Source organism: Ferranicluibacter rubi (assembly GCF_011603255.1).
GTDB classification, from domain to species: domain Bacteria; phylum Pseudomonadota; class Alphaproteobacteria; order Rhizobiales; family Rhizobiaceae; genus Ferranicluibacter; species Ferranicluibacter rubi.
Genome location: NZ_JAANCM010000008.1, coordinates 96,956 through 121,005 on the forward strand (window position 1 = coordinate 96,956; position 24,050 = coordinate 121,005).

Sequence of the window (24,050 nt, forward strand, 5' to 3'; positions counted from 1 at the left end):
CCGGGTTCCGTTTCGGACTGCGTATGGCATCCTCAAGAGGGATGCCGTACTTCTTTGTGAACAGGGCGTCACGATCGGTGCTGCGATCAGATCAGGAGTCTGGCATCCTGCGCGGCATCGATGAAAGCGTCTCGGACAGTGTCGTTTGAAGACGCTGTCGCGACGGCCTCGCTGCACAGGGCTTTCGCCACGAAATAGGACTCTCCGTGTTCTGCCGGCCACCGATTGTTCAAGGCCTCGAAGGCGTCTACCGGCCCTCGAATGACATCGGCGATGCCGCTTCCAATCCGAACAGCGACCGGACGGTTCCAATGAATGGACATTTTATGTTTCCAATTGTCTTCTTATGGAAGGCATAGGTGGGGCTGCTTCAGCGAGGTGCAAGTTTATATCTTGGAATTCTGGTCGTTTTCGAAATAAACTGTTTTTCGAATTATCGTATAAACCGCCAAGATACGAATTATACTTATAATTCTCGATTTTTCTTCTGGAGAATTGGGCGCAGACTAGCCGCGCTGGCACGCGCAGCACGAACAGAAAACATGCATCTGCCGCTCTTCCCTGCATGCGCCAGAGCACTCTCCATGACGTAGACTCAGCAATCTTGCCAACTCGAGAAAAATTTCTCGATCTGGATCGTCTCTCTGTCGTGGCAGCCGAATGGATCGGCGCCGAGTTCGAAGAACGATGCAGAGCGTCGTGCGTCAAACGCGTTACAGGGGGCATGGAATGTCAAGAGGTTGGATTGGCTGTGGGTCGCGTTGGTGGGTCAACGCGGCTCTCACAAGTGTATCGCTACTCGCTATCTCCGCCGGGTCGGCGCAAGGGCAGGAAGCGCGAGATGAGCAGGCGAAACGCCAGTCTGAGGTCGCACGTTCTTCCGGTGCATCACAGGCCACGACGCTTGAAACGATTGTCGTCGTCGGTCGCTCGGGGGAGCAGGCGCCAGCGACAGGAATTATCGGTCAGCCTCCGGCACCTTATGCCGGCGGGCAGGTCTCTTCCGGTGCTCGTGTCGGTGTTCTGGGCAATCAGCCTGTTCTGAAAACGCCCTTCAGCGTTACGTCTCTGACGTCGAAGTTGATCCGCGATCAGCAGGCGCGGACCGTTGCCGATCTCACGCTGAACGATCCATCCGTGCGCCAGGACGCCCCTGCGTTCAGCGAACGCGATGCTTTCATGATCCGCGGTTTCTCGGTCACCAATCTCGATACGCTCTATGACGGGCTTCCCTACATTGCCAATCCCCGGCGCAGTTTCCTCGAAGGTATCGAGCGTGTGGAGATCCTCAAGGGGCCGACGGCGTTTGCAAATGGTGGCCTCGGCCGGGTCGGCGGCACGATCAATCTCGTGCCCAAACGTGCCACCGACGAACCGCTGACACGCCTTACGACCGGCTATCGCTCCGACTCGCAACTATGGTCGCATGCCGATGTCGGTCGTCGCTTCGGGCCGGGCGGAGAGTTCGGCGTTCGCGTGAACGGCTCCTACCGTAATGGCGATTCTCGGCTTGATAACAACGACAACGAGGTCGGCGTCGCATCGATCGGCCTGGATTATCGCGGCGACCGCGTCCGCGCCTCGCTCGATCTCAACCATTCCACGCAGAACATCGATGCGCCGACATCCCTGTTCAACGGTGCCGTGCCCGGCATAGAGATACCGCGCGCACCGAACGGCAAGATCAATACGGCCAACCCGTTCGAATATCATGACAGCACATACAACATGATTTCTGGTCGCGTAGAGTTCGATGTGCTTGATAACACGACGCTTTATGCTGCCGGTGGTGCAAGCCGTTACCGCGAAGACTTCTTGACGTCCTCCTACACGATCCTCAACGCAAATGGAGATGCGACATCCAGCCTCGCCATTCAGCCGCAGCAGATTCAGGGATTTTCGGGCGAAATCGGCCTGCGCTCGGAATTCGATACTGGCCCCGTCGGTCATCAGGTCAACGTCGCGGTCGCACGAAATCTCAATGAAAACGATCGCGGCAGCTTCCTGCCGCGTGCATTGGGATTGCCGCCAGCATATCCCACGAACATCTACAACCCGGTCTATCTGCCCGACGGCTCGGTGGATACGAGCGATTTCCCCCGCTCGGACGATCTCGTCCCCTTCGCAGATCTTCTTTCGACAAGCATCGCGCTATCCGACACATTGTCCTTCCTCGACGAACGCTTTCTTTTGACCGTGGGCGGGCGCTATCAGGATATTCGCTCGAGAGGGTTCAATACACGTCCCGGAAATCCGCTTTTTCCGGTTGGAGACAGAAATTACCTTTATGAGGAAGCGAAGTTCAGCCCGGCTGTCGCCGCTGTCGTCAACGTCACTAACAATTTTTCGGTCTATGCCAACTATGTCGAGGCGCTGTCCGAGGGTGCGATTGCACCGGCGACGGTCACCAATGCAAACGAGATCTTCCCGCCCTTCGTCCACGATCAGAAGGAAATTGGGGTAAAGTACGATTTCGGTTCATTCCTGCTGACAGCAGCCTTGTTCGAGATCCGGCAGGAAAGTGCCTTTACCGACGCGACGACGAATACCTTCTCGGTCAATGGCCTGCAGGTCAATCGCGGTCTCGAACTTTCGGTGTTCGGCGAGCCGCTTCAGGGCATCCGCGTCCTTGGTGGCGTGACGTTCATGGATGCCAAGCTTGATAGCACGGCTGCCGGCACGTTCGACGGCAAAAGGGTTCCCGGCGTCCCCACAACGACCGTCAGTCTCTATGGCGAATACGATACCCCGTGGGTCGAGAATCTGACGCTGACAGGTCGCGTGCTCTACAGTGGCAGCACGTATTACGATCGGGCGAATACGCAAAAGGTCGAGGACTGGACGCGTCTCGATCTGGGTGCACGCTATGTCTTCGAGCGGGAGAATGGCAAGCCGATCGAAGTCCGGGCGAATGTCGAGAACGTTCTCGACGAGAAGTACTGGGCGTCGTCGGCACGCGGCTTCCTCTCGGCCGGTGCACCCCGCGCCTTCATGTTATCCGCATCGTTTGATTTCTGACAATATCAGGTTCTTACCGGTTCGAGCGAAGGTAATCCTCGAGAACACCCCTATATCTGGTCGCTCCTTGGCGTGCGGCCAGATACTTTCATCGTGGATAGGATAACCGGCTTCCCACGGTTTCATCAAAGGCGATCGCCAAGCAGTATGGCTGCAAGGGTTGTACAACACCGGAAAATCCAAAATGGTCCTCCGCATCGCACGTGCCCGAAAATGACACGTCATTCTCAAGGCAAAAGCGTTGGTCGTGAGGACGGAATTTGTAAATGCAACTTGACACCCCAGACAGTCGCCCCAATTTGCGCTGCGGGATGTTCGTGCGTTAGCAACAGGCGCGAGATGCCTTCTCGTTGGGACGTCACCTCCGTGGTCTACGAACGGTTTGCAGTTTACTGGGACGCATCTGGCATTATGCCCGGAAGGCGATTGGGAGATCGAGAATGGTGGACCTCTCCTGGCGCGGCCTGCGGAGCACCTATCTGACGACACCGGTTCTGTTGCGGTCGATCCCGGTCGGTATTGTCATTGCTGCGGGCGTGGTCGCAACGAGCTGGACGCATATGTTGCTCAGCGATCACCAGGATCTGGTCGTCCACACCTATAAAGCGATCGACACGACCAAGGATGTGCTGATCGGGCTGGACGATGCAGAAACAGGCCAGCGTGGCTACCTGCTCAGCGGCGATCGTCGCTATCTCGACCCCTACGACAAAGCATTGACGCGACTTTCGGACCTTCGGGGTACGCTGAAGGCGCATATTTCCGACAATGCCGAGCAGATCACGCGGGTGGCAACGCTCAACGGGATGATCGACGACAAGCTCGGCGAGCTCAGGCAGGCAATCGAGGTCCACGATACCAACGGTTTCGAAGCTGCGCGGAAGCAGGAGATCTCGATGATGGAGCGCGCCACGATGGACGGGATCCGGCGCGTGATCGGGTCCATTACCGAAAGCGAGAAGGCACTGCTGTCGGCACGGCAATCGGAGGTCGATCGGGACGAGACGCGAATCCGCATCGTCGCGATCTTCGTCGGTCTCGCCTCGTTCCTCACGCGGGCCGCGATCGAGCTTTACCTTGCGAGGCGTGGCATGGGCGGTGGTGGTGTGCCCCAGCGGCGTAAATATTGAGCGCCCTGCCGGCCGACAAGAGCGCTCAGGGCGTGCCGTTCAGTCGCTGGCGCAGGCCGCTGCCACCTTTTTCATCGACACGAGCCAGATAACCAGCCCGCAGACGGCGAAGCCTGCAAGGGTGAGGTAGGCGGCCGAAAAGCCGAAATGCGAGACGATGACGCCGGCGATCGCGGGGCTGAGCGACGCGCCGATGCCCTGCACCGTCATCACCGCGCCGAGACCGGCATTGATATGGCCAGTGCCCTTGAGCATCCGTGCGACGAGACCAGGCACCGCGACACCGAGAAGGCCGGCACCGACGCCATCCAGCATCTGCACCGGGATAAGGGCATAGGGGCTCGGCCACAGGCCAGCGATCAGCCCGCGAACCGGCAGTGCGACAAGGGCTGCGACGAGAAGCAGGAAGTAGCCGCGCCGTCCGGCGAAACCGGCCGCGAGAAGCGCGATCGGGATCATCGTCAGCTGGGCGATAATGACGGTCGCAGCTGTATAGGAGACGGGATCCGAGAGCAGGCTTTGGAGCGACGAATGCTGACCGACCGGTTGCGCCGCGGGCTGTCCAGGCTTGCTCTGTCCGGGTGGCAGTGTGGTCGTAGTGCCGGCGTCCTGACCGGTGGCTGTGGCTCCCGCCGTGCCGTCATCCGTGGGCACGCCGGAGCTTGCTGCCTGTGTTGCCACCTGCTGTCCGAGCAGGGGAAGCATGGCGCCGTTGCCGAAGTGGAACAGCATGAGCGTGGCTGCGAGGATCAGCAGCGGTGTGGACTTCCACAACACGCTGAAGCCCGAAGGCGCCTCTGCGTCTTTGCCATCCTTCTTCTCGATGCCGCGCGCGGCATCGTGGTCGATATCCTCAGGCTTGATCATCATGACGGCGATGATCGACCCGACGGCCATGGCCGTCATGAGGATGAAGACGGCGGTGAGGCCGAACTCGTAACCGAAGAAACCGGCACCGGCGGCGGCAAAGACGTTGCCGCCGTGGTTCCAGGCCTCGTTTCTCCCGAGCTGCGGGGCTAGTCCCTTCTGCCCCACGAGGCCGAGCGTCAGGCCGGCGACGGCCGGGCCGATGGCGGCACCGGCGATGCCGGTTGCTATCTGCGATGCCGCCACAAACGTCACGGTGGGGACAAACAGGATGGCAAGCGATGCCACGATGACGAGCGCCGCGCAGAAGCCGACCATGAAGCGCTTGGCCTTGGAGGCATCCGCAAGAGCGCCTAGCGGCGTGGTCGCCAACATGCCCGCAATGCCGCCGATCGTCATGACGACGCCGATGGTTGCCGTGCTCCAGCCCTGACCGATCAGGAAGATGCCGAGGAAGGGTCCGAGCCCGTCACGGACGTCGGCAAGGAAGAAGTTAACGGCGCTGAGGGCTTTGACCGACCGCGACCGGGGTTCTACAGGCGCCACGTGTGCGCTTGCCGCCATTGTATTCATCAAGGAGGTCCTATGTTGGACGTGAAGTCGGTTCGGAAAATTCGCTTCGGAACGCGCGGCGTGAACAAAGGTTTCTCATAAAGCGCCCGTTTATCAATTATATGCTTTCATTGGAGCCTTCATGTCGGATTTGCTCCCGGCACGACCGTGATCGCGGCCAGTCCTTGTCGCTTTCAGATCAGGCGTTATGCGGCGCAGGCTCTACAATCACCCGATATCGAAGATACGAGGCAGGCAATGGCAGAGTTTCCAAGCAGAGCAAAGGTCGTCATCATCGGGCTGGGCGGCATCGTCGGCGCCTCCATTGCGCATCACCTGATAGAGCGCGGCTGGGACGATATCGTCGGGATCGACAAGTCCGGCATCCCCACAGATATCGGCTCGACGGCGCATGCCTCGGACTTCTGCTACACGACCAGCCATGATTACCTGTCGGTCTGGACGACACAATATTCGATCGATTTCTATGAGAAGATGGGCCACTACGCCCGCATCGGCGGTCTGGAAGTGGCCCGCACCGGCGATGATGGCTGGATGGAGGAGATCAAGCGCAAGCTGTCTTCCGCCAAGGCCTTCGGCACGCGCGCGCATTATGTCAGCCCCACCGAGATCAAGCAGATGTTCCCGCTGATCGAGGAAGATCAGGTGCAGGGCGGCCTGTTCGATCCGGATGCCGGTCTCGTTATTCCGCGCTCGCAGACCGTTGCCGGCAAGCTGATCGATGCCGCCGAAAAATCCGGCAAGCTGAAGATCTTCGGCAATACGCCGGCGACCTCGCTGATCGTCGAGAAGGGCCGCATCAAGGGCGTCGTCACGCATCGCGGTACGATTCTGGCCGACCACGTCATCGTCTGCGCGGGCATCTGGGGACGCCTGATTGCGGAAATGGTCGGCGAGGATCTGCCTGTCATGCCGGTCGATCATCCGCTGACCTTCTTCGGCCCCTATAACGAATTCGCCGGCACCGGCAAGGAAATCGGCTATCCGCTGCTGCGCGACCAGGGCAACTCGGCCTATATGCGCGACACCGGCGATCCGAACACTACCGAAGGCGGGCAGATCGAGTGGGGCTACTACGAGGCGGAAAACCCGCGCCTCTGCCACCCGCGCGAGATCCTGGAAAAGCACGAGGCGCGCCTGTCGCCCTCGCAGCGTGATCTCGACATGGAGCAGATCCTCGAGCCCCTGGAACGGGCGATGGAGCTGACGCCGATCCTCGGGGAACTCGGCTACAATGAGGGCCACTCGTTCAACGGTCTGCTGCAGGTCTCGGCCGCCGGCGGCCCGTCCTGTGGCGAAAGCCAGAAGGTGCGCGGTCTCTGGTACTGCGTTGCCATATGGGTCAAGGACGGCCCGGGCTACGGCAAGCTGATCGCCGACTGGATGACGGACGGACGGACCGGGATCGACCACAACTCCATCGACTATGCGCGCTTCTACCCGCACCAGCTGACGGAAGCGTTCATCGAAGGCCGCAGCTACGAGGCGGCGCAGAAGATCTACTTCCCGGCGATCCATCCACGCGAACCCTACGCCTCTGGCCGCGGCGCTAAGCGCTCGCCCTTCCATGAGCGCGAAAAGGAACTCGGCGGCTATTTCATGGAACTCGGTGGCTGGGAGCGCGCCCACGGCTACAAGGCCAACGAGCACCTGCTGGAAACTTATGGCGACCGCGTGCCGGTGCGTGAGAACGAGTGGGACAATCGCCATTTCTGGCGCGTCTCGAATGCCGAGCATCTGGCGATGAGCGAGGATTGCGGCATCGTCAACCTCTCGCACTTCCACATGGTGGATATCGAGGGCCCCGACCATGTCGATCTGCTCGAATGGCTCTGTGCCGCCAAGATCGGCGGCGACGGCAATATCGGCAAGGGCATCTATACGCACTTCCTCGATGACGAAGGCATGGTGCGGGCGGACTTTACCGTCATCCGTCTCGCCGATCGCTGCCGCTTGATCAACGGCGCGGATGCGGGCCCCCGCGACTTCCACTACATGAAGCGCGTGGCGGAAGACCGCGGGCTCGACGTCGTTATCACCGACGTCTCGGAAAAATTCACCACCATCGGCATCTGGGGGCCGAACGCGCGCGCGACGCTGAAGAAGGTCGTGGCGGACCCGTCAGCCCTCGACCTGGAAAACTTCGCCTTCGCGGCCATCAAGCCGATCGAGATCGCAGGCGTTACCGTCACGGCCTTCCGCATTTCCTATGTCGGCGAGCAGGGTTGGGAACTGCATATGACATACGAGGACGGCCTTGCCGTCTGGGATGCGCTGCGTGCGACAGGTGTCATGGCATTCGGCGTCGAGACCTATGCCAACTCGCGCCGGATGGAAAAGAGCCTGCGCCTGCAGAACGGCGACCTCTTGACCCAATACAATCTGATCGAGGCGGATCTTGCCCGCCCCAAGGTCAAGGAAGCCGATTTCCGGGGCAAGGCGAAGCACCTCGAATACAAGGCGCGCGCGCATCAGCCGGCCATGCTCTGCACCCTGGTCATGATCGACAACACCGATGCGAGCGGCGTGAAGCGCTACCCCGTGGGCTCGCTGCCGGTCATCGATCCGGAAACGGGCGCGGTGCTGATCGACGACCTCGGCCGGCGGTCCTACACGACCTCGATTGCCTATGGCCCGACCATCGGCAAGAATATCGCGCTGGCCTATATCCCGCAGTCACATTGCGAGGTTGGCCGGACGCTGACGGTTGAATACTTCAACGAGAGCTTCCCGGTCGAGATCGCCGCCGTCGGCTACAAGCCGCTCTACGATCCGGAAAACCTCAAGCCCAGAAGCTGAGGTGTAGGCGCGGCGGTCTGATAAGCTTCAGGCCGCGCGACCTTTCTGCAGGATCACGATGACGACGAAGGCGGCGCCGATCGAGCTCGTGACGATGCCGACCGGGAGTTCCTGCGGCGGCAAGAGCGTGCGGGCGATGAGATCGCTGCCGAGAAGCAGGGCCGCGCCCAGAAGCGCGCAGAGGATCGTCAGCCGCTTGTGCAGCGGGCCGACCAGCGTGCGGGCGACATGCGGGATCATGAGCCCGATGAAGCCGATGACGCCCGTGATCGAGACGAGGAGGGCGGTGGCGAAACTGGCCGCCAGAAACGTTTCGCGCCGCAGCCGCCGTACGGAAATACCAAGGCTTTCGGCCGTCTGCTCTCCACCGAGTAGGGCGTCGAGGTGCCGGTGGCGCGCCATCGCATAGCCGGTTGCGACGGCGGCACCCGTGATCCCGATGCCGATGTTCTGCCAGCTGGCAAGCCCGAGGCCGCCCATGGTCCAGAACAGCACGGAATGGGCCGCACGCTGGTCGCCGGAGAAAACCAGATAATTGGTGAGCGCCGTGAACAGGAACGAGACGGCGAGACCGGCCAGGATCAGCCGCTCGGGGCCGAAACCCTGCGCGCGGCGGATGAGCATCAGCACGATGCCGGTCGCGCACATTCCTCCGACGAAGGCCGCAATCGGCAGCGTGAGGACGCCCAGCCGGTCTCCGAGCCGGGTGATGACGATGACCGCACCGGCCGCCGCACCCGCCGACAGGCCGAACAGGAAGGGATCGGCCAGATCGTTGCGCGTCACCGTCTGCAGGAGAAGCCCGATGACGCCGAGGCCTGCCCCTACTGCTATCGCGAGGATGGCGCGGGGAAGCCGGAGATCGACGATGATCCGGTCCACCACGCCGGCCGGGTCCGTCTGGACGATCCCGGCCGCCCGCGCGAGTGCTGTGAGAACCTGCGGCATCGGGATGACGGTGGAGCCATAGGCGATAGAGATGCAGGCAAGCGCCGCCACAGCCAGGCAGGCTGCCACGACGCCCAAGGGGAATGCGGCTCGCACCGTCAGAAGGCTTCTGGGTGCAGCGCGCGGGCGATCTTGCCGATGGCCGCGATGTTATCCGGGCCGGGCGTCAGCTCCTCGTATCGCAGGGCCACGAAGCGCTCGTTCTTCACGGCGTCCGTTTCCTTCATGGCGGGATGGCTCTTCAGGAAGTCGAGGAGTTTTCGATAGCCGGTGTCGGTCTGGTAATCGAGGAGCACGAGGAACTGCGGATTGCGCATGGCGACGGTTTCCCAGTCCGTCGTGCCCCAGCTCGTTTCCATGTCGGCCATGATGTTCACGCCGCCGGCTGCCGAGATCATGGCGGTGGGAATGGCGAACTTGCCGGCGGTGAACGGCTTGTCATCGCCGCTGTCATAAAGGAACACGCGGGTCCCGTCGTTTGCCGCGACCTTCGCCTCGATACCCGCAAGCTCCGTCTTCCAGCCCTCGATCAGGGCATCGGCTTCCGTCTTCCGGTCGAAGATGACGCCGAGCTTTTCCATGTCGCCATAGAGCAGGTCCATGGAGGCGGCGGGGCGCGCCTTGTCGAGGTGGACGCAGCTTTCCGTCAGCACGAGCGTCTTGATGCCGTGGGGTGCCAGCGTCTCCGGCGTCACGTCGCCGCCGGGCTTCATGCCGTAGTACCAGCCCGCGAAAAAGAAATCGGGCTCGACGGCGACGAGATTTTCCAGCGTCGGGTATTTCGGCGCGAGTTCGGGGATAGCACCCTGTTCCTCGCGGAAGGCATCGTCCAGCTTGTACCAGCCACTGATGCCGGTGACGCCCACCATCTGCGGCTGGAGGCCAAGTGCGAAGGCCATCTTGGCCATGTTGATGTCATGCACGACCGCCCGCTTCGGCGCCGCATCGAATGTCAGCGCCTGCCCGCAGCTGTCGACGGTGACGGGAAAGGCATGGGCGGCAGAGGCTGCGAATGAGACAAGGGCGGCCAGGAGAAGGCGTTTCATGGAAGAGGCTCCGGGGTTCAGAGAGGGGCTGCGATGTCGAAGACCGTGAGTTCGCGGTCTTCATGCGGATGCGGCAGGCGCAGGAGATCGATGCCGAAGACATCGCGGACGACGCCTTTCGACAGGGCGGCGGCAACCGGCCCGCTGGCCACGGGCCGTCCGTCTTTCAGCACCACGACATGGGTCGCAAAATCGGGAACGAGATGCAGGTCGTGAAGGACGGCAACGACCGTGACGTCCAGTTCCGCAACCAGAGACAAGAGCGTGCGGCGTGCCAGAGGATCGAGATGGTTCGTCGGCTCGTCGAGAAACAGGATGCGGGGCGCCTGCGCCAGCGCCCGGGCGATCTGCGCCCTCTGCCGCTCGCCGCCAGAGAGCGACCCCATCGCACGCGCGGCGAGGGCGGCAAGGCCGGTTCGCTCCAGCGCGTCGTCCACCAGCATACGTTCCTGCGCGCGCGTCGCCCGCTGCATGTGGGGAATGCGGCCGAGTTCGACATAGTCGCGCACGCTAATGCGGTGGTCGGGCTGGTCGGACTGTCCGACCACGGCCGTCAGCCGGGCCCGCTCCTGCGGGGTCATGGATGCAAGCGGCCGCCCGACCAGCGAAACTGCGCCCGTGGTCGGCTGCAGCATGCCGGATAGAAGCTGGAGCAGCGTCGTCTTGCCCGCGCCGTTGGGGCCGACGATCGCCAGCCGGTCGCCCTGACCGAGCGTCAGGGAAACATCCTGCAGGATCTGCGAATCCCGGATCGACCATCCGAGACCACTCGCTGACAGGGTCACATCGTGCACGCGGCGTCCTTCTTCTTCGTCAGGCAGCGTATCGTCGTGAGCGAGGAGACGTGCCGGGAGCGATATGCGGATCATCTAGCCGTCTTTTCCCTGAAGGTAAAACCATGTTGCATCACCCCGAAACCCCATCGGCGATCTATATAAATGTAATAACATTACGAGACGCCATCTTGTCAACGGGGTCGGGAGCGAATTGGCCCGATCGCGGTTCGGATATGGTGTGGGGATCATCGATGATCCCGTCCGTCCTTGCAAACGACCTGTGCACAAGATGTCGCGATGACAGACGGCGGGAACTATGGCATTCGACAGTCATGACGTTCTGGCGCCGCATCATCGCAGACAGACAATCGGGGGCCCTCCTGGGCATCCTGCTGGCGCTGTCGTTCGCGATCCAGACGCTGGTGACGGGATGGTCGAGTGCCGCGATGGCGGCGCCGGATCCCCTGTCGGTCCTCTGCGCTGCCGAACATGGAGCGCATCGGCCCGCCGATGGCCATCAGCATCAGGAATGCCCGTGCAGCAAGCTCTGCCATGCCGGCGTGCAGGCGCAGACGGCGCTGGCACCCTCCGACGATACGGGTTTGCCCATCCGCTTCTCCGTCGCTGTGGAGAAACGCGCCGACGATGCCGTCATCCTGTCTGCCTCGACGGATGTCAGGCGGTATGACGCGCAGGGTCCACCGGTCTGAAAAGCACCGAGCGGGCGCTTGTGCCCGCCATCGATGGCAAAGACATTCTGTGCGCTCCCGCCGCCACGGCATGTCGATAAGCCTCAAGCTTTTTCGGCCGTTCCCGAACGTCTCCGACGGCGGCATGCGGTCCAATCCCAGGATTGACGATGACAGACCTTACCGCATTCCGGCAGGCAAGCGTTTCCGCGCTTTCTGTCGATACCTACCGCGCCATCTGGCGATGGCACTTCTATGCCGGCCTCATCGCCGTGCCCTTCATGATCCTGCTCGCCGTCACCGGCTCGCTCTACCTCTTTCGCGACGAGATCGACCGCACGGCCTTTGCGTCGCGGACGGTGGTTGCCGAGGAGACCACGCCACAACAGGCTCCCAGCACCTTGATTGCCAAGGCGCAGACGCTCTATCCCGAGGCGCGGGTGAAGGCCTACCGGCCGCCCGTCAGCCCGACCGGTTCGGCTCGGGTGACATTCGCGACGGATGCGGGCGCTGCCTATGTGTTCCTCAACCCTTATACGGGTGCCGTTCTTGACACGATGCTGAAGACGCAGGAGTTCAACGAGGTGGTGCGCAAGCTGCACAGCCTCGAATATTTCGGCGCCTATGCCAACCGCGTGATTGAGGCGATGGCGGGGTTCGCGATCATCCTCGTGGTCTCCGGCCTCTATCTCTGGTGGCCGCGCCGGCAGACCGGTGGTGTCCTGACCGTGCGGGGAACGCCATCGCGCCGGGTGTTCTGGCGCGATACGCATGCCGTGACCGGGGCGGTCGCCGGCGGGTTCATTGCCTTTCTCGCGCTGTCGGGCCTGCCCTGGTCGTCCTTCTGGGGCGGCAAGCTGACGGAGCTGACGGTGGCGACCAGCACCGGCTATCCCGCCGCACTGTGGGACAACGTGCCGACATCGAGCGAGCATGCCCAGCATGCCATGCAGACGGTCGGCTGGACGATGGAAGCCTCGCCGATGCCGATGTCGCATCATCCGATGGACGCGCCGCTTGGCATCGACAGGATCGTCGAGATCGCGCGGGAGCGCGGCATGGCGCCGGGATACGAGGTGACGCTTCCCGCCGACGCTGCCGGCGTCTTCACCACCGCTGTCTATCCCGACGATCTCTCACAGGTGCGGACGATCCATATCGATCAATATAGCGGCCAGCCGCTGGTCGATATCGGCTATGCCGATTACGGCCCGGTCGCCAAGCTCACCGAGTTCGCGATCAACATCCATATGGGGCAGGAATTCGGCCTCTTGAACCAGTTGCTGATGCTCGCGACCTGTTTCGCCATCATCCTCTCCTCGGTCGCCGCCGTCGTCATGTGGCTGAAGCGCCGGCCGTCCGGCCGCCTTGGCGTTCCCCCCTATCCCACGAGCCGAAGGGTCTATGGCGTGTTGTGGGGCATGGCGATCGTCTTCGGCGTGCTGTTTCCGCTGTCCGGCCTGCTGATCGTCGCGATGATCGCCATCGACGTCCTGCTGATCCGCCGCGTGCCGGTGTTGAAGCGGGTGTTTGCATGACGAAGAAGGGGCCCGCTCTCACGAGCGGGCCCCTTTGCAATGTCCTAACGGTCGCCCGAACCCGTCACAAAGCTGGTCGCGGCGACTGGCGGGCCTGCGTGGTCAGGCGGATCGCGGCATTGGCCGCTCCGAGCCCGCGATAGCCGCTGCGCTCGACGATCTCGAAGAAGAAGCCGCCTTCCAGCGTGCCGAGATAGATCTGGAAATATTCACCGTCCTCATCCCGATCATAGAGGATGTCGCCGGCCCGCATCGCCGCGAGCGTTTCCGGCGAAATGTCGAACTTGGCGTCGAGATCGTCGTAATAATTGCCCGAGATCGGCAGCAGCGAAACGCCGCCGGCGCGCAGGGCCGCGACCGTTGCGAAGATGTCGGCCGTTGCGAAGGCCACATGCTGGACGCCCGGGCCAACGAACTGCGACACGAAACGCGAGGAGAGCGTGCGCATGGATTGGGAACCGTTGAGCACGATGCGCAGGCTGGCGTCGTCGTTCTGCAGGACTTGGCTGAGCACGAGACCGCCGGGATCGGGCACCTCGACCGGCGGCAGCGGTTTCAGGTCGAAGATCGAGCGGTAGAACAGCGTCCAGGAGAGGATATCCTCGTAGCGCACGGTCTGGGCGATATGATCGACCGCCTTCAGGCCGGCACCGGAATGTCTGTTCCAGCCGGGTTCCAGCGCAAAGTCCGTTTCCCATTGCCGATCGAGCGCCGCATCCTCGGGCACGAGATGCAGGAGGCTGCCGCCCATGCCGAACAAGGCAGGCAGCTCCAGTTCGCCGGGCCCGACAGGTTGCTTGTAAGGGGTTGCCAATAGCCCGGCCGCGCGCGCCATGCCCTGCTGCACGTCCGCCATGCGCAGCCCCAGCGCCGAGATGTTTGTGCCGTGGACGACATAGGCGGAGTGCGCCATCCCCTCGGTTTCCGTGTTGATGACGACGCGGAGATCGTTCTGCGTGTAGAGATCCACATCCTTCGAGCGATGACGGCCGGCGTGCCGGAAGCCGATGGACTGGAGCAGCGTGGACAGCGGCACGGCCGACTGCATGTCGGTGGCGAACTCGACGAAGGATATGCCCGCGGTGCGCGCTGGCGGCGGCAGCGGATTGGGTTCCGATGGACCCTTGACCGCGCGCCCTTCGGCCTTCAGCCGGTCCATCATGTAGATCAGCGAGCGCCGCCCATCGACCGCCGTCTGCTGCGCCGAGCCCGCGCGGAACTGGTCGTTGAAGATTTCCAGCGAGTAATAGCCGTCGTACCCCGTCGCCTCGATGGCGGCCATGAAGTCGGCGACGGGAAGGTCGCCCTGGCCCGGCATGTTCCGGTAGTGGCGGCTCCAGGACAGGAGGTCGAGATCGAGCTTCGGCGCGTCCGCCATCTGGACGATGAAGATCTTGTCCTTGGGGATCGAGCGGATCGAGGCACTGTCGATGCCGCGGGCCAGCGAGTGGAAGCTGTCGAGGATCAGGCCCACTTGGCTGTGGTCGGCGCGCCGCACGATTTCCCAAGCATCACGATGGTCGTTGATATAGCGGCCCCAAGCAAGCGCCTCATAGCCGATGCGAACCCCGTGCTCGCGGGCGATGTCGCCGAGTGCGCGTAGATCGTCCGCCGCGCGGTCGATGCCGCCGAGCGCGAGCGGCGAGACGTTGGAGCAGATGAGGATAAGATCGGTGCCGAGCTCGTTCATCGTCTCGAACTTGCGTTTCGCCCGTTCGAAGGCCCGGCTGCGCTGCGGTTCGGGCAGACCCTCGAAGTCGCGGAAGGGCTGGAACAGGCAGATCTCAAGCCCGGCATCGCGAACCATCCGGCCGACGTCCTTCGGCCCGTGATTGGAGGCGAGGAAGTCGTTCTCGAAGATCTCGACGGCGCCGAAGCCAGCGGCGGCGATGGCTGCCAGCTTTTCGGACAGGTCGCCGGAGATGGACACGGTGGCAATCGAGGTTTTCATCGGCGTGTTCCCTGTTCAACGATCGGCATCATGGTTGGGGTATCCTCAGCTGCCGCTGGTGCCCATGGCGGCGAAATGGGCGAGCATGCGCGCGGCGTCGGGCTCGATGCCCGTGAAGAGGCGGAAGGCCCCGACCGCCTGAAAGACCGCCATGCCGCCGCCATCGACCGTGGCGCAGCCTTTGGCGCGGGCAACCCGCAAAAGCTCGGTTTCGAGTGGAAAGTAGACGATCTCGGCGACGAAATGACGGGGGTCGAGGAAATCGGCCGGTAGCGGCAGTCCCGGATGCGCCGCCATGCCCGTCGGCGTCGCATGCACGAGGCCGCTTGCGCGCGCCATGGCCGCGGCCAGGTCGTCACCCATCTGGATGAGGGCCTTTGGAAACAGAGGGGAAAGCCGTTGTGTCAGCGCTTCGGCACGTGCGGCATCATTGTCGAAGATCGTCAGCTGCTTCGTGCCGAGTTGCAGCATGGCGTGAGCGACGGCCGCGCCGGCGCCGCCGGCGCCGAGCTGGACGGCGGAGGACAGGTCGGCCTGCGGCAACGCGCGGCGGAAGCCCCCTGCAAATCCTGAGCAGTCCGTATTATGGCCGATCCGGCGACCATCCTTGAGGACGACCGTATTGACGGCACCGAGCGCTTCGGCTTCCGGCGACAGGGCGTGGAGATGGGGAATGACGGCCTGCTTTGCCGGATGCGTGACGTTGACGCCGGCAAAACCTCGGTTCTCGACATCGCGCAGGATATCGCCGAGCGCCTCGACGCCGACCCCCGCACCGTGCCCGTCCTTCGCGCCGGTGCCCAGCCGATCGAGGTCGATCAGCTCATAGGAGAGCGCCAGCCCGTTCGCCTTGCCTTCCGCCTCGTGCAAAGCGGGGGAGCGTGAGAGCTGAATGCCGCTGCCGATGAGGCCGACCTGTATCGTGCGGGTGGATCGATCGAGCATGTGCCCTCCTTCGGCTAGTGGATGGGGAGCGGCAAGGCGGATCGTCCCGCCTTGCCGCTGGTCGTGTTACTGACCGCGGATCGTCTTCAGCTGCGAGAACACGGCATCGACGGTTTCCGCGCCGATCGTGTCGCGGAACTGTGCGACGACCGGCTCGACGGCCTTGCGGAAAGCGGCGAGCTGTTCGGCCGTGGGTTCGACGACCTCCATGCCGCTCTTCTTGATTTCGGCCAGGAAGCCGGCATTGGCGTCGCGCGAGGCCTTGCGCTGATAGTCGCGCGCCTGCGTGGCGGCATCCTGCAGCAGGGCCTGCTCTTGCGGGTCGAGCTTGTCCCAGAAAACCTTGGAGACGATCACGATCTGCGGATTGTACTGGTGGCCCGTCAGCGTCAGGTACTTCTGCACCTCGGTGAACTTGGCGTTGACGATGTTGGCGAGCGGATTTTCCTGACCATCGACGGTGCCCGTTTCCAGCGCGCTGTAAAGCTCGGGATAGGGTAGGGGAATGGCGTTGGCGCCGAGCGCATTGAAGGTGGCGAGCGGCACGGCCGACTGCACGGTGCGGATCTTCAGGCCCTTCACGTCCTCGACCGTGTTGACCGCATGGCGATTGTTGGTGAGATGGCGGAAGCCGAGCTCCCAGAAGCCGAGACCGACGAGGCGCTGGGCGGGCAGCCGCGCTGAAAGATCGGTCCCGACCGGACCGTCCATGACGGCGTCGGCCTCTTCAGGCGTCCCAAACAGGAACGGCAGGTCGACCACGCCGAACTCCTTGATGGTGCCGGAGAGAATGCCGGCATTCAGCACGCTCATCTCGACGATGCCGCCCTGTACGGAGGCGAGCGTCTGGACGTCGCCGCCGAGCGTGCCGCCCGGGAACAGCTTGACCTCGATCTTGCCGCCGCTCTTTTCCTTCACGATCTCCGCGAAGCGCTCCATGCCCATGACCTGCGGATGGCCCTTGGAGTTCTGTGCGGCGAACTTGATCGTCCGCTCGCTGATCTCGGCATGGGCACCGGCCGCGCCGAAAATGGATGCTGCGGCCAGTAGGGCTGCGATGGATTGGGTCAGTCTCATGGATTTATCCTCCGGGATAACGGCGCCTCCCGACGCCTGGGTTGCTTCTGGTTTCCCCGCCGGCCCCTCCCTTGGACACCGGCGCGGCAATGGGCGAGGTCAGCGACCGGCGAAGAAGGCAGCCGGGCCGGTGACGAGAACGGGGAAGAGGACGAGCAGGATGAGCACGATCAGCTGCGCGATCATGAACGGCCAGACGCCCCGGATAAGCTTTTCCATCGAGATCTTGCCGACGCCGCAGACGACGTTGAGCACGGTGCCGACCGGCGGCGTGATGAGGCCGATGGAATTGTTGATGATGAACAGCACGCCGAAATAGACGGGATCGATGCCGGCCTCCTTGATGACCGGCATGAGGACCGGCGTCAGGATGAGGATGGTCGGCGTCATGTCCATGGCGGTGCCGACGGCAACGATCAGCACCATGATGGCGATCAGCAGCAGCGTCTGGTTGCCCATCAGCGGCTGCAGCAGGGCGACCATGGCGCCCGGCAGGTCGGCAATCGTGATGAGCCAGGCGGAAACCGAGGCGGCGGCGACCAGGAACATGACGATCGCGGTGGTTTTCGCAGCCGAGGTGAAGACGTCGAGCAGCATGCCGGGCGTCAGTTCACGGTAGACGACCATGGCGACGAACAGCGAATAGACGGCGGCGACCACGCCGGCTTCGGTAGGCGTGAACACGCCGAACTTCAAGCCGAAGATGATGATGACCGGCAGCATCAGCGCCCAGAGGCTCGAGACGAGCGCGTGCCGGCGCTCCGCCCAGGAGGATTTCGCCGGCATGGCGAAGGTTTCCTTGCGGATGACCACCAGCCAGGCGACGCAGAGGGCAGCACCGATCATCAGGCCCGGCGCGATGCCGGCGAGGAAGAGCTTGGTGATGGAGACGCCGCCGACCACGCCGTAGAGAATGAAGCCGATGGAGGGCGGGATGATGGGGCCGATGATGGCGGAGGATGCGATGAGGCCGCCCGAGCGGGCCGGATCGTGGCCGGACTTGATCATCATCGGCATCAGCAGGGCAGCGAGCGCCGCCGCATCTGCCACGGCCGAGCCGGAAAGGCTGGAGAGAACGCAGGCTGCGAGAATGCAGACGAAACCGAGACCACCGCGCTTATGCCCGACCAGCGCGATCGCCAGATTGACGATGCGCTTGGAAAGCCCGCCCTGGTTCATGACCTCGCCGGCCAGCATGAAGAAGGGCACGGCGATGAGCGTGAAGCTGTCGGCACCTTGCAGGATCGTCTGGGCGACGATCTGCCCGTCGAAGAGGTCCATGTGAACCATGAGCGCGATCCCGGACAGGATCAGCGCAAAGGCGATCGGCATGCCCAATGCCATGGTGCCGAGAAGCGAGCCGAGGAATACTGCGATAACCATCGTCGTTCCCCTCAGCGACCGAAGCCGGACGCAGCGGGCAGCGGCGGTACGGGCGAGGCGGTCGGCGGCGGCAGATCTTCGGATTCCTGCACGAGCACGATGTTGGAGATATCGAGACTGCCGGTGAGGATCGCGAGCGTCTCGCCGCCCAGATGCAGGAGAGCCGTCACCGAGAAGATGACGGCGGGAATCATGAACCACGCCATGGAGATACCAGCCGCCGGCGTGATTGCGCCCCAGGTCAGAACAGACTGCGCCCAGGCGCCCTGAAGGAGCAACACGCAGGCCAGCAGCATCAGGAGGTAGCCGAGAAGGACGCAGGCCTTGGCCAATTTTGGCGGCAAGGCGCGGATCATCGTATCGATGCCGATATGGGCGTGTTCGCGCAGCGCGACGGCCGCGCCGAGGAAGATCAGCCAGACGAAGGCTAGCCGCGACATCTCTTCCGAGATCGTCAGGCCGCTGTTCAGCGCATAGCGCAGGATGACGTTGGTGAAAACGAGGATGACCATCGCTGCGAGGAGCAGGGCGATGGAGGCGCGCAGAAGCGCAAAATACAGATCGACGATCCGTCTCATGAAAGTCCTCCCGTGCGATCGGCACTCCCTGCCGGATCGTCTGCTCCCGTCCGTCGATGCGGGGATCCCTCCAGATCCTAAAGCATCGCCGTGATGTCCTGTAGCCCGTTACGCCCGGCCCACAGCATTTTATGATCCGGCACCGTCTTGCGTCGATGACGATCGAACTCTCTGCCTCTTTCCGACAGAAGCATCTTGAGGTAAAAATGTACGAACCGGTTCGTTTAGTCAACGCGAAAATCGTGTTGTCCGTGAGATCGGTGAATGACGTGCCGGTTGGAACATGCAGAATGGGCCGCGCCGATGTTTGCGATCGGTCGTGCCCGTCATGGGCATGTGGGAGGATGATGAGGAAATGGCCGACACAGACGGTGTTGACGAACGGGGGCATCTTGACGCCGATGGTCTGCCGGGCAGACGTCGCGTAACGCAGCAGGACCGCACGACGAAAACGCGGGACGACATCCTGCTGGTCGCGCGCGAGGAGTTTGCGGCGAACGGCCTTTCGGGCGCCCGCGTCGATGCCATCGCCGAGCGCACACGGACGTCCAAGCGGATGATCTACTATCATTTCGGCTCGAAAGAGGGCCTCTACCTCGCCGTGCTCGAACATGCCTATACCGGCATCCGCAAGGTGGAGGCGGAACTGCGGCTGGCCGACGTCGATCCGGCGGACGCGATGCGCCGCTTGATCGGCTTCACCTTCGACTATGACGAGGCCAATCCCGATTTCATCCGTCTGGTGACGATCGAGAACATCCATCGCGCCAGCCATATGCGCCAGTCCTCCAGCCTCGGCCGGCTCAACGTGTCGATCATCGACACGATCGCCGCGATCCTCCGGCGGGGACAGGAGACCGGCGCGTTCCGCCGGGAGGTCGATCCGATCGACCTGCATATGCTGATCTCGTCCTTCTGCTTCTTCCGGGTCTCCAATCGTCACACCTTCGGCCACATCTTCGGTCGTGATCTCGGCGAAGCCACGATGCGCAGCCGCCATCGCGTCCTGTTGCAGGACGCCGTGATCGCTCTGTTGCGTGACCCGCAAGCTGTCGAGAATGCGCGCGACGGTGGCTAATCAAGGCTTCGCATCCGCGACGGCATCACAGGGATTTGGTCATGCCGGGTGCTTTCATCGGGCATGATACCCGGTGTAGACAACGATCATGATGCTTCGCTCCATGTCCGCCCTGAACTACCGTTCGCTGCGCTCGATCCGTATGGATCTGGGCGGTGTCAACGTGTTCATCGGCGAGAACGGCGTCGGCAAGTCTAACCTCTATCGTGCCCTGCAACTCGTGCAGGCCGCCGTGAGGGGCTCGCTCGCCTACGAGATCGCGGCGGAAGGAGGCATGGCGTCCGCGCTATGGTCGGGTCCGAGACGCATCGAGAAGAATTTCCGCATCAAGCTCGATGTCGAAGTGCTGGACGAGGAGCGGGCGGTGACGTTCCGCTATCGCGTGGAGGCCGGGTTGCGACCGCCGAAGGCCGCCGCCGGCTTCGCCTTCGAGCCGCAAATCAAGGAAGAGGTGCTTTCGGTCGAAACGGGCGCGTGGCCGGTCACGATGATGAAACGGGTCGGGCCGGGCGTGATGGTGCGCGGCGAGCGTGGGCGGATGGAAGAGTATCCGCAGCCGGCGATGACGTCGGAGACGGCGATCGCCATGCTCGGCGATGCCGGACATTATCCGGAAGTCGGAACATTTCGCCGTCTGGTCGATGGCTGGCGGTTCTTCCATGGCTTTCGCACCGACCGGGATGCGGCGCTGCGCCAGCCCTGCCTTGCCGTCACGGCACCACTTCTGGACGAGGACGGCGGCAACATGGCGGCGGTCTTTGCAACGCTCGTCCATACCCGTGGCGATACCGTCGAACTCGACCGGGCGATCGCGGCGGCCCTCGGCGGCGCGCGGCTCCACGTGCCGGAACCCGGGGAGTTTGCGGAATTCGGCCTGATCTTTCCCGACTTTCCGCAGCGCGTCTTCCAGCCACGCGAACTCTCCGACGGGCAGATCCGCTTCCTTGCCCTCGCGGCCGCGCTGATGTCCTATCGCCAGCCGCCGCTGATCGCGCTCAACGAGCCCGAGGCGAGCCTGCATCCCGACATGCTGCCGCCGCTCGCCGATCTGATCGCGACGGCCGCGGCCACCAGTCAGATCTGGATCGTCACCCATTCGGAAGCGCTTGCCTCTGCCGTTTTCGAGCGCTGCGGAACCCGGCCGAAGCGTGTCATCCGCAAGGACGGCGCGACCTGGATCGAGGGCATGCGACTCACCGGCGTCATTGATGAGGACGACGAGGACGAGACGTAGCCGCCTGCGCTGCTGAGAAACCCACACTGAGCGGCGAACTGTCATCTTTCTGCAACCAGCGTAACGACCATCATCCAACCGTCACACAGGACGGTTAAGCCTGCCGCATACAGTCTCCTCTCTACCCGAACGAGGTTCTCATGCGGACTCTTCTCGCTGCGCTTGTCGCGACCACCATCCTTGCCGGCGCGGCCCAGGCCACGACCGTCTACCCGCTCTCCCGCGCAACGATCCTTGCGGGATCGCCGTTCGACTTCAAGATCGAGCTGCCCGGCGTGGTGAACGCCGAGGACGTGAAGGTCACCGTCAACGGCGAGGATTATGCCGCGGCGCTCGGCTCTGCTGCCGAATTCGTGGCCGAGGAAAAGGGCAAGGAGGACAAGGTTCTCGGTTCCGCCCTGATCCTGCGCGGCGCGCGAATCCTGAAGGCCGGCAGCTACAAGGTCGACGTGACCGCAGGCGGCGAGACGAAATCGGTGACGTGGGAGGTCTACGAGACCACCGCGCAGCCGAAGGCGAAGAACGTGATCTTCCTGCTTGGCGACGGCCTCTCCGTCGCGCACCGCACCGGCGCCCGCATCATGTCCAAGGGCATGACCGAAGGAAAGTCCAATGGCCGTCTCGCCATGGACGATCTCGACCACATGGCCTTCGTCGGGACCTCGGCCACGGACGCGATCGCGACCGACAGCGCCAACACCATGTCGGCCTACATGACCGGCCACAAGACGGCCGTCAACGCGCTCGGCGTCTATGCCGACCGCACCCCGGCAAGCCTTGACGACCCGAAGGTCGAGACCATTGCGGAGGCCCTGCGCCGGACCACGAAAAAGGCGATCGGCGTCGTGTCCACCGCCGAGATCGAGGATGCCACGCCGGCCGCCGTCGTCGCCCACACCCGCAAGCGCGCCGACAAGGCCGACATCGTCGGCATGTTCTATGCCGTGCAGCCGGAGGTCATCCTCGGCGGCGGTTCCGCCTACTTCCTGCCGCAGGCGACGCCCGGTTCCAAGCGCAAGGACGACAAGGATTATATCCAGCTGTTCAAGGACGCCGGCTACGCGTTGGCGACCGACAGGACCGAACTCGAAGCCTCATCCGGCACCAATGCCGCCAAGCTGCTGGGCCTCTTCCACACCGGCAACATGGACTCGATCCTCGACCGCAATTTCTTGAAGAAGGGCACCGTTTCGAAGTTCCCGAACCAGCCGGGCCTCGTCGATATGACCCATGCGGCGTTGACGCAGCTGTCCAAGAACGAGGACGGCTTCTTCCTGATGGTCGAGGGCGCCACGATCGACAAGATGTCCCACCCGATGGACTGGGACCGGGCGCTGTATGAGACGATCGAGTTCGACAAGGCCGTCGGCGTCGCGCGCGACTTTGCCGCCAAGAACCCGGATACGTTGATCGTCGTTACCGGCGACCACACCCACGGCATTTCCGTCATCGGCACCATCGATGACGAGAAGCCGGGCACGGAGATGCGCCAGAAGGTCGGCATCTACGCCGATGCCGGCTTCCCGAACTATGAGGACAAGGACGGCGACGGCTATCCCGACAAGGTCGATCCGACACGCCGCCTCGCCGTGTTCTCCAGCAACTTCCCGGATTACTACGAGACCTTCCGCCCGAAGCTCGATGGCCCGTTCGAGCCGACCGTGCAGAACGAGAACAAGGAATACGTCGCGAACCCGGCCTATAAGGACGTGCCCGGCGCCGTTCTGCGCGAAGGCAACCTGCCGAAGAGCTCCGAAAGCGCCGTCCATGCCGTCGATGACGTCGTGCTTCAGGCAAGCGGGCCCGGTTCGGAAGGCTTCAAGGGCTATATGGAAGAAAGCGACATCTACCGCGTTCTCGCCGACAGTCTCGCCCTCGGCTCGCCGGACAAGATTTCCGCGAAATAAGGGTGACCAGCCCGCCGGGCTATCGCCCGGCGGCGCTCAAGGAAACGACATGACGAAATCTGAGGCCTTGCGCCGTCGCACGCTCCTTGGCTTGCTCGCATCCCTGCCAGCGGCGGTCTTTCCGCCGTTGGCTTTCGCTGCGGACACCGAGATCGGCTTTGACGATCTCTACGGCAGCGTCGGCGTGCTGGGCCTCACCTTCTCCGATACCGTGAAAGCGCTGAACGGCAAGGGCGTGACGATGAGCGGCTTCATGGCGCCGCCCCTGAAGGCCGAGGCGGCATTCTTCGTGCTGACCGAGATTCCCATGTCGATCTGCCCTTTCTGCTCGTCGGATTCCGATTGGCCCGACAATATCGTCGTCGTCTACCTCGACGAGGCGCAGACCTTCGTCCAGCCGGGAACGCGCATTTCCGTGTCGGGGACACTGGAGGTGGGCACGTGGACGGATAGCGAGACCGGCTTCGTCAGTCGCCTGCGTCTCCGCAATGCGCGTTACTGGTCGGTCTGAGC

19 protein-coding genes are annotated in these 24,050 nt (G+C 63.1%); 9 read left to right on the top strand and 10 right to left on the bottom strand.

What is annotated here, in order from left to right:
- Positions 1-86 precede the first annotated feature (86 nt).
- Positions 87-323 (bottom strand): DUF982 domain-containing protein, encoded by a 237-nt coding sequence (locus G8E10_RS26335; RefSeq protein WP_110801394.1) that lies wholly within the window; start codon positions 321-323, stop codon positions 87-89.
- A gap of 481 nt (positions 324-804) precedes the next feature.
- Here G8E10_RS26335 and G8E10_RS16095 point away from each other — a divergent pair, with 481 nt between their 5' ends.
- Positions 805-3,018, top strand: coding sequence for a TonB-dependent receptor (locus tag G8E10_RS16095; RefSeq protein ID WP_425530850.1), 2,214 nt, complete (start codon positions 805-807; stop codon positions 3,016-3,018).
- A gap of 440 nt (positions 3,019-3,458) precedes the next feature.
- A complete protein-coding gene (locus G8E10_RS16100) occupies positions 3,459-4,148 on the top strand; it encodes a CHASE3 domain-containing protein (protein ID WP_110801392.1) in 690 nt (229 codons plus the stop codon).
- Between the two features lie 39 nt (positions 4,149-4,187).
- Here the strand turns inward: G8E10_RS16100 and G8E10_RS16105 are convergent, their stop codons facing one another.
- A complete protein-coding gene (locus G8E10_RS16105) occupies positions 4,188-5,561 on the bottom strand; it encodes an MFS transporter (protein ID WP_245420114.1) in 1,374 nt (457 codons plus the stop codon).
- Between the two features lie 264 nt (positions 5,562-5,825).
- On the opposite strand from G8E10_RS16105, the gene G8E10_RS16110 reads away from it, so the two are divergent.
- Complete coding sequence (locus G8E10_RS16110) at positions 5,826-8,387, top strand: GcvT family protein (protein ID WP_110801390.1); 2,562 nt, start codon at positions 5,826-5,828, stop codon at positions 8,385-8,387.
- Positions 8,388-8,414: 27 nt separating this feature from the next.
- Here the strand turns inward: G8E10_RS16110 and G8E10_RS16115 are convergent, their stop codons facing one another.
- The 3 genes from G8E10_RS16115 to G8E10_RS16125 are packed head-to-tail and all read right to left on the bottom strand — an operon-like array spanning position 8,415 to position 11,250.
- Positions 8,415-9,437: a FecCD family ABC transporter permease gene (locus G8E10_RS16115; protein WP_110801389.1), complete on the bottom strand. Its 1,023-nt coding sequence runs from the start codon at positions 9,435-9,437 to the stop codon at positions 8,415-8,417.
- Positions 9,434-10,381, bottom strand: a complete 948-nt coding sequence (locus G8E10_RS16120; protein ID WP_110801388.1) for an ABC transporter substrate-binding protein — start codon at positions 10,379-10,381, stop codon at positions 9,434-9,436. Before G8E10_RS16120 ends, G8E10_RS16115 begins: the two co-directional genes overlap by 4 nt.
- Positions 10,382-10,398: 17 nt before the next feature.
- Positions 10,399-11,250 carry an ABC transporter ATP-binding protein gene (locus tag G8E10_RS16125; protein WP_110801387.1) on the bottom strand — a complete coding sequence of 284 codons (852 nt, stop codon included), beginning with the start codon at positions 11,248-11,250 and terminating at the stop codon, positions 10,399-10,401.
- 239 nt (positions 11,251-11,489) lie between these two features.
- Here G8E10_RS16125 and G8E10_RS16130 point away from each other — a divergent pair, with 239 nt between their 5' ends.
- Positions 11,490-11,867, top strand: a complete 378-nt coding sequence (locus tag G8E10_RS16130) for a hypothetical protein (RefSeq protein ID WP_110801386.1) — start codon at positions 11,490-11,492, stop codon at positions 11,865-11,867.
- 149 nt (positions 11,868-12,016) lie between these two features.
- A complete protein-coding gene (locus G8E10_RS16135; protein WP_110801385.1) occupies positions 12,017-13,384 on the top strand; it encodes a PepSY-associated TM helix domain-containing protein in 1,368 nt (455 codons plus the stop codon).
- Between the two features lie 64 nt (positions 13,385-13,448).
- Here G8E10_RS16135 and G8E10_RS16140 read toward each other — a convergent pair whose 3' ends face one another.
- From G8E10_RS16140 to G8E10_RS16160, 5 genes are all read right to left on the bottom strand, one after another.
- Positions 13,449-15,335, bottom strand: coding sequence for a bifunctional sugar phosphate isomerase/epimerase/4-hydroxyphenylpyruvate dioxygenase family protein (locus tag G8E10_RS16140; protein WP_110801384.1), 1,887 nt, complete (start codon positions 15,333-15,335; stop codon positions 13,449-13,451).
- 45 nt (positions 15,336-15,380) lie between these two features.
- Entirely contained in the window at positions 15,381-16,280 is a 900-nt protein-coding gene (locus tag G8E10_RS16145; protein WP_110801383.1) for a shikimate dehydrogenase, read from the bottom strand.
- A 66-nt stretch (positions 16,281-16,346) separates the two neighbouring features.
- Positions 16,347-17,357, bottom strand: coding sequence for a TRAP transporter substrate-binding protein (locus G8E10_RS16150; protein ID WP_110801382.1), 1,011 nt, complete (start codon positions 17,355-17,357; stop codon positions 16,347-16,349).
- A 99-nt stretch (positions 17,358-17,456) separates the two neighbouring features.
- The gene (locus tag G8E10_RS16155) at positions 17,457-18,740 is read right to left on the bottom strand and encodes a TRAP transporter large permease subunit (RefSeq protein ID WP_110801381.1); all 1,284 of its coding nucleotides are present in this window, start codon (positions 18,738-18,740) and stop codon (positions 17,457-17,459) included.
- An 11-nt stretch (positions 18,741-18,751) separates the two neighbouring features.
- A complete protein-coding gene (locus G8E10_RS16160) occupies positions 18,752-19,318 on the bottom strand; it encodes a TRAP transporter small permease (protein WP_110801380.1) in 567 nt (188 codons plus the stop codon).
- Between the two features lie 406 nt (positions 19,319-19,724).
- Here G8E10_RS16160 and G8E10_RS16165 point away from each other — a divergent pair, with 406 nt between their 5' ends.
- The 4 genes from G8E10_RS16165 to G8E10_RS16180 all read left to right on the top strand — a co-directional run bounded on the left by G8E10_RS16165 (position 19,725) and on the right by G8E10_RS16180 (position 24,048).
- Entirely contained in the window at positions 19,725-20,396 is a 672-nt protein-coding gene (locus tag G8E10_RS16165; RefSeq protein ID WP_422038532.1) for a TetR/AcrR family transcriptional regulator, read from the top strand.
- 88 nt (positions 20,397-20,484) lie between these two features.
- Positions 20,485-21,630 carry an AAA family ATPase gene (locus tag G8E10_RS16170; protein ID WP_110807754.1) on the top strand — a complete coding sequence of 382 codons (1,146 nt, stop codon included), beginning with the start codon at positions 20,485-20,487 and terminating at the stop codon, positions 21,628-21,630.
- A gap of 140 nt (positions 21,631-21,770) precedes the next feature.
- Positions 21,771-23,537 (top strand): alkaline phosphatase, encoded by a 1,767-nt coding sequence (locus G8E10_RS16175; protein WP_110801377.1) that lies wholly within the window; start codon positions 21,771-21,773, stop codon positions 23,535-23,537.
- A gap of 49 nt (positions 23,538-23,586) precedes the next feature.
- A complete protein-coding gene (locus G8E10_RS16180; RefSeq protein WP_110801376.1) occupies positions 23,587-24,048 on the top strand; it encodes a hypothetical protein in 462 nt (153 codons plus the stop codon).
- Positions 24,049-24,050: the final 2 nt, after the last annotated feature.